This is a genomic window from Halomicronema sp. CCY15110 (assembly GCF_016888165.1).
GTDB lineage: Bacteria > Cyanobacteriota > Cyanobacteriia > Phormidesmidales > Phormidesmidaceae > Halomicronema.
In genome coordinates this window covers 1-7,358 of record NZ_JACSWC010000298.1, presented here as the reverse complement: position 1 = coordinate 7,358, position 7,358 = coordinate 1, and the positions used below count along the sequence as shown (strand labels likewise).

Sequence of the window (7,358 nt, the reverse complement as noted above, 5' to 3'; positions counted from 1 at the left end):
TATTTGTAACTGACGCTCATGGACTCGCCCTGACAGATGCTGGCAAAGCCTACCACGAAAGTTAAGTTGACAGTGCCTATTAATTTATTGCCAGTTGCCGACCAAAACTAGCGGTGCCCACTTGCCGGGATTGCCATTGGGATCTTTTTCGATAGCCCTAACCTGTGCCTGTTGCAGAGCTTTTGCTTTAGTCACAGTAGGCTCTTTTAGCTGCTCATAAAATATCGGCATTAGCTCGATCGAAGTTGCACCCGGTAGATTCCAGAGGGAAGCGATCGCACTACGAGCACCCGACTGAATGGCGACTCCGGCTAATCCCAGGGTGGCGCGATCGTTTCCGGTCGCTGTCTGGCAGGCCGTTAGGGTAATTAACTCAAGCGGTTCATTATTCTGCGAAAATTCTTTAATGATCGCTTCTAATTGATTAAACGTGATTTCCTCCGCAAGGCCAGCGGCATTCGGCCCAGTGATGATGAAGGTTTCTTCCGGGACGGTGCTGAACTGGCCATGGGAGCCAATGTGCAATATGGAATAGCGCTCTTCTTGTAAAGCGGCGGCAAATTGCTCGGTCGTGAACTCTTCGTTGATTAAACTCCGGCTACCCGGCAACCTCTGAATGATTTTTTCAATGGTCAAAGGTACCCCTCTAACGCCTGTCTCATCAAAGGTGCGTCCACTTTCAGTGACGACTTCTTGATCCAACCCTACTGCCAACGCTCGAAACTCACGAGTGCCTGAACTTGAAGCGGTGAGACTTAAAGACGGGGTCGTGGCGATCGCATATTTCTGAATCAGATATTGGCTACCGTCGTAAAGGGCCGACATGGGAATGTTGCGAAGAAAACCATCTTGAACAAACACCAAAGTTTCTGTTTGGGTACGCTGAAGTTCCGCTTCCAAAGGTTGGATGAGTTTCTCATAGAGGGTCTCCCCATCCGAGCCGTCGTATACCCTATCGGTAAATCGGACTAACTTACTTCGAAATTGTTCGGCGGTGGCCTTTAGCTCTGGAGTATCGTCGATCCAATTGATTTTTGTAACGCCGTCGGGCAGGTTGGCAATCAACGCAGTACGGTCTGGCAATACCACAGAAGTAATGACAGTTGTTTGGCGGTCGTCAGCTAGCAGCCGCTCGCGGGCATCGGTCGAAGCGACTAGGACACAGTTGTCACCAAAAAAGTTTTGCAGTTCCGCCAGACGCAGCGCATCGACCGTGCGTAGAGTTTCACCAATGCGCTCCTCATCACTGAAAGCCTCTACCTGTTTAGTGGCTAAATCGGAGGGTATGGTCGCAAGTTGTAGCTCAATATATTGCCGATAAATGGGCTCAACCGAATCGCGAAAATCGAATTGCAAATCGCGATCTGCTGTGAGAATATCTGCTCGAATGCTTTCTAAAGTAGCGATCGCTTTTTTATAAAAGGCCGCTGCTTCACTTTGTTGCTCTTGCTGTTTAAGAATGCGCCCCATCTGCCATTCCCACAGATAAAGACTGTCCGCAGAATCCAGTGCATTGGTGGCGGCAAGCTGAGCTAAATTTGTCAATCTCGTTGCTTCGGCCCAGTCACGCTGACATTCAGCCACATGTCCGAGCTCACCGTAGGCAAAAGAAGCGGCACGATCATCACCGATTTGTTCCGCTATTTGCTGGCCAGTTTGCAGCCAGCGAATCACCTCGTCCCTATCTTTATAGTTCGTGCAAGTAAAATCTCGCGCAGTGGTGCGATAGGCCTTTGCTAATGCAATAGCAGCATAGGCCGTTTCACGATTGGCAGGGAGTTGAGAAATTATCTGGGCTAAGCGAGTTCGCGACGGTACTGCAATTGTGGTCTTGATTTGTCCTAAATAAAAAGAAATAGGAATTTGACTAATCAGCTGAGGGAAATCACCACGGGTCTCCCCAGTGTTGACATTCAACTGATCCTGATAAAAAGCCAGCAAGCCGAGATGTGCTCTCATCTCAGAGGCCAAATCTGACTGAGCCTTTGCTGCATCAATAGCCTCGGCAAAAAAATGCTGTGCTAACTGCCGATCCGCTATTGCCTCATTCCTTAAGCGTTCAGCCACTGACCTATCATCTCCCCGACGGTTATCTTGTAGGCCAAGTGCTTCAGCCGCCTCAGCCCGGAGTTCTTTGGTGCGGGCTGTGCGGCCATAAAGGTTGGCAAGGCTGTTGAGCAGCGGTGCTCGATACGGCACCAGGTCGATTTCGCCGTCGGCTAAGGTGAGGCCCGCTTTCAAGATCGACTCTGCCGTTGCATAATCGCTGCTGAGACGGTAAGTTTCCGCCAAACTGCCCAAAGCGGCTACCCGTCCCATTTGATCCTGGGCGGTTTCAGCAATGGCATAGGCACCGCCAGTACAGCGAATGGCGATATTGTCTGCTGGCGTTAAGCTGACATTCTCACCACAAAGCAGAGCGACAGCTCTTTGTTGCTGACCAATATTGATGTAAACCTGGGCTTGCTCAGTCAGCATCCGGCCAAACTGAACGATGTTGTCGCTGGCTTGGTAGTAAGTTGCCGCCGCTTCCCAACTAGAGATCGCCGCTTGGGTTTCCCCCACTTGCTGATAAGCGCGCGCCAGATTTTCGTGGACGATCGCGCGAACGGCTGGGGTTGCTGCTGAGTCCGTCTGGATGGCCTGCTGCCAGAGCGCGATCGCCTGCCGATAGTCACCGGTCTGGTAGGCTGAGACGCCTTGTTCCACCAGGGCTGCGGAGGGGGGGGATTGGGCCCAGGCTGACTGGCTTAATGCACTACCGTGACTGTGCCAAGGCTGCCCTACCAATAAAGCGAGCCCCAAACTTCCCGCGAAGAGTAATGATAACCAAGGCCGCAGAGAAAACCGATGCAGTAGATGTCTCATTTGATATCAGATCAGATAGGAGAAGACGGACTAACAACCCTAATTAGGCTATCAGTTCCCTGAAAATCTGGGATGTTTTTTCACAATCGTTTCGAGTTTGAGAAAGGATGATTAACGACTGTGGCGATCACCCTGGCCGAAAACGGCAATCCGACTTGTCAGGGAGGGAAAAATTTTGCAGAAAGTGGGCAATCAAGATTGCCATAGCGATGAAATAAAGCTGGCGGAACTGCTAATAAGTTTCACAGAAATAGTCCATGACTGTCACTTGCAAAAATAATATCTTTTACGCAACGAGAGAACAGCGAAGCCAATGAAAAAAGCGCTTTTGAAGCAGGCTTTGAACATGGTCTGAGCTATTCCCATCTGCCCCTAAGAGATAGAAAGGTGATTACATGTCTACCATGCTTTATAGCCCCAAAGCCATAGCTTCCGAAAATACAACGACAACCAATTTTCTAATTGCAAACAGCAACGTTACGGGCACCAATAGCACCGCTCTGGGTTTCCCTTCTGATCCGTTAGTTAACTATCAGTGGTATTTACATAATCCCACCCCTGGATTATTAGATTTGAACGTTGTTGATGTGTGGCAAGACTACACTGGTCAAGGCGTGGAAGTTGCGATTGTTGATGATGGTGTGCAGTGGTGGCACCCCGATTTGGCGAGCAACTACTCAACATTTAAGGACTGGGATTTTGAAAATGGTGACACCAGTGCTAGTGGAGGATTTAGCGACAACCACGGCACTGCCGTAGCCGGCATTATTGGCGCAACCGGCAATAATGGTATTGGCGGGGCCGGAATTGCTTACGACTCCACTATCTTTGGTTATCAAGTTGACACTTTTCAACACATTACGAGTGCCATTTTTTATGCATCTGGGCAAAATCAAGGCGGATATGACGGTGAAGCGGATATCGTCAACATCAGTCTTGGGAACTCGAATCAATCTTTCTTTGACTCCTTTTTAAACTCTCAAGATTTGACTGCTCTGAACAACGTGATCGATCAGGCTGTTGTGGTTGGTCGGGACGGTTTGGGGACGATTTTGGTCAAGTCAGCGGGCAATGGCCGCGAAGATAATCAGAACACCAACGCCTCGTCTTGGAATGCGAACCCCCACACCATTTCGGTGGCGGCGGTTGATCAAAATGGCTACGTCTCTGATTACAGTACGCCGGGCGCTTCGATACTCGTTTCTGCCTTTGGCACCCCGGGGCAAGTTTTCACGACAGATCGGGTGGGGATGGCTGGTGACAATCCCTTCGGCGATTACATGTTTGACTTTAATGGCACCTCAGCCGCTGCGCCGATGGTGTCAGGAGTGGTCGCGTTAATGCTCGAAGCAAATCCAAATTTGGGGTGGCGTGACGTGCAGGAGATTCTGGCCTATTCGGCGCGGGGGGTAGGCTCTTTAGGTTCGACCTTTAGTCCCAATCCGTTTAGTGCAGAGCAATATAGCTGGACCTTTAACGGGGCGGATAACTGGAATGGCGGCGGCCTGCACTTTTCAAATGATTATGGGTTTGGCTTGGTCGATGCCAAGGCCGCAGTGCGTCTGGCAGAAACTTGGGATTCAACGCCTCAAACCAGCTTTAATCAGGTGGAACTGACCGCTGATTTATTGAACAGCTCGGTGTTAGTGAGTCAGCAAGGAACGTCGTTCAATCAATTTGTGACGACCAATATGGATATCGAGCATGTGGAGGTCGATATCAGTTTTGCCCAATGGTACGACTTGGGTGATTTAGAAGTGCGATTGGTGTCGCCTGATGGGACGTCTAGCATTTTGATTGACAACAATGGCGAAAATAACGGCATGCTATCTGGCGGCCAAACGGCATCTAGGTGGCAGTTTTTCTCGAACGCGTTTCGGGGGGAAGACACGATTGGCAACTGGACGGTGCAACTGTTTGATGCTGATAGCACCCAAATCTCTCCTATTGTCATCAATGATATTGATTTGACGTTCCATGGCAGTGCTGCCACCTTAGACGACACTTTCATCTTTACCGAAGAATATTCTGACGTAGCGTCTGGCTGGGCTGGACATTCGACTTTAATTAGTGGCGGTGTGGGCAGCGATACGATTAACGCTGCTGCGGTGGATTCCAACACAGTGGTCAATCTCGCCACTGGCATGGGTCAAATTGATGGGGTGGCAGTGAGCATCAGCAGCATTGAAGATATCGTGACGGGCGACGGCAATGACGTCATTACTGGCAATAGCGCTAGCAATACCCTGTCAGGGATGAGAGGCGATGACATTTTGATTGGCGGAGCGGGCAACGACAGTCTAAACGGTGGGGCAGGCAATGATGTGTTGGATGGCACAGACCCCACCGTTTGGAATGCTGGGTCGGGTCAATACGACGTGCTGACGGGCGGATCTGGAGCCGATACCTTTGTCCTAGGCGATCAGTTTGAGACTTTTTACAGCGGTTTGGGGTATGCCCTGATCACCGATTTTGATTGGACGGAGGGCGATCGCTTCCGCGTGCATGGCAGCCTCGCTGACTACTCGCTGGGCTTCGGCGACTGGGCAGGTGATCTGGCGCAAGACACTTTGATTTATTACCAGAGCGATGTGGTGGGGGTCGTGCAAGACACGACTGATGTCGACCCCATGTTTGACTTCACCTTTGCTTGATCGGTTTGATACGACGATCGCTACCCATCTTTGAGGCGATCGCTAGAGCTTCACTTTCATTGGCATCGACGACAACGTCGGTGAAAGTGACCCGCCAACCACGCTGCTGCGGTTGGCTTGACCGCTCGATTCATTGATTTGAGGGCGATCGCTGCCATCACCGCTACTAGCGACGCGAACGCCCTCGCCAATTGTCTGCACCTTTTTCGAACACGACTTTTTATTTCGGAGTGAATCATGAACTTTGGCACCGTATCCGGTATTGATCTCCGCCTTTGTGCGGTCTTGTCCATCAGCTTGGCTCTGGGTACAGGGCCAGCCCTTGCGCAGACCAAAGCGGACGAAAAAGCACCGACCGCGTCTCCCGCAGTCAATCTCTCAAACTACTTTGCAGCGGACGGTTCAAGCTCAGGAACTACGATAGATGAACGCTCTCCGCAGGCTTCCCTTGACGGGAATGAAACGGCCTTGCCCAGGGCTAACCGGACTGAATCGACAGCGATCGCCCAAGTTTTTCCGGCCCTCTATTCCACCACGGCTGAAGATTTGGCTCCCACGACCCGCGATCGGGATGCGGCGGCGATCGCCCAAGCAGAGGACGCAGACCCAGACGCTGCGATCGAGACTGAGCCGATGACTGCACCCGCGCCGATCGAAACTCGCGTTTTGGGCAGTACGGCCCAGTGGGAAATTGGGGCCGATGTGGTCTTTTTACGGCGCAGCATTCCTAACGTCACCACTTCCATTGATGGCCAAATCAACCCTGACGATGGCTCCTTATCTGGAAATACCAATGCTTTGGGCACTGGCGCTTTGGATTTTGGCTTGGACACGGGAGCGCGGTTTTCAGTCGGCTATTACCCTGATCCGCAGAACGGCTACGAACTTTCGTTTATGGGCCTGCAAGACTGGCGGGACACGGAAACCTTTGTCAGCGCCGGGAACGAAAATCTGCGCGTGGCCTTTATTGACCCCGTGCGGGCGGGTCAGGATGATGCGGTGGGTCTTGGCCCCAACAACACCGACCAAGTGGAAGACTTTGTGCAGGCTCGCTCCCATACTTTGCGATACGAGTCCGACCTCGACAGTCTAGAGTTCAACTATCGTCATGCGTTAACGCCGCCCTCGGAGCGCTCTTTTGCCACCTTGATTGCCGGGCTGCGGTACATGAGCATTGACGAAGGCTTTGACCTGATCTCGGACGATGGCGCTACCCGGCTGGGCGGCAGTATCGGCACCTACGAAATCGATACCAGTAACGACTTGTTGGGTGTGCAAATTGGCCTCGACAGCGGTGTCCAGTTGACACCCGCTCTGGGCCTCGGCCTGAGTGCGCGAGCCGGGCTGATGCTCAATTTCAACGATCAGAGCAGCGAGTTTGTGAATGACAACGGCATTCCCACCGTGTTAACTGGGTCGAATAGCGCCACCAGCCTGTCACCCCTGTTTCAGGTGGAGGGCTCGGCTCGGTGGGATGTGACGGACAACTTTACCCTCAAAACGGGATATCAGTTTCTCGCAGTGGGCAATGTCGCGACGGCCCCCTCGCAGTATGGCCCGTTGGAAGACCTCGGCGACTTAGAGCGGAGTTCGGCGCTGTACCATGGCCCGTTTGTGGGGCTGGAGCTCCGCTTTTAAGGCGCGTTGCAGTGGAGGTGTGTGTTGCCTGCGATGGAGAACCACCTCACCTAGCCTCTCCTTAGAAAAGGCTACTAAGTACACACAAGTCATGTTGTAGTAGGATGCGGCCAGAAAACAGGGGGTCATCGAGATGGAGAATCCTATTCTTATTCATGCGGAAGCGGCGCGAGGGAAGGCTTTTGGTGATAGTCGCCT

3 protein-coding genes are annotated in these 7,358 nt (G+C 52.0%); 2 read left to right on the top strand and 1 reads right to left on the bottom strand.

The window, feature by feature from the left end:
- Positions 1-84: 84 nt before the first annotated feature.
- Positions 85-2,709: a CHAT domain-containing protein gene (locus JUK32_RS28465; RefSeq protein WP_204139235.1), complete on the bottom strand. Its 2,625-nt coding sequence runs from the start codon at positions 2,707-2,709 to the stop codon at positions 85-87.
- Positions 2,710-3,263: 554 nt separating this feature from the next.
- On the opposite strand from JUK32_RS28465, the gene JUK32_RS12730 reads away from it, so the two are divergent.
- Positions 3,264-5,522, top strand: a complete 2,259-nt coding sequence (locus JUK32_RS12730) for a S8 family serine peptidase (RefSeq protein ID WP_204139234.1) — start codon at positions 3,264-3,266, stop codon at positions 5,520-5,522.
- 237 nt (positions 5,523-5,759) lie between these two features.
- The gene (locus JUK32_RS12725; protein ID WP_204139233.1) at positions 5,760-7,160 is read left to right on the top strand and encodes a BBP7 family outer membrane beta-barrel protein; all 1,401 of its coding nucleotides are present in this window, start codon (positions 5,760-5,762) and stop codon (positions 7,158-7,160) included.
- Positions 7,161-7,358: the final 198 nt, after the last annotated feature.

Coding starts and splice junctions, on each gene's coding strand:
- JUK32_RS12725 (WP_204139233.1), top strand. CDS start 5,760: ATGAACTTTGGCACCGTATCCGGTATTGATCTCCGCCTTTGTGCGGTC.
- JUK32_RS12730 (WP_204139234.1), top strand. CDS start 3,264: ATGTCTACCATGCTTTATAGCCCCAAAGCCATAGCTTCCGAAAATACA.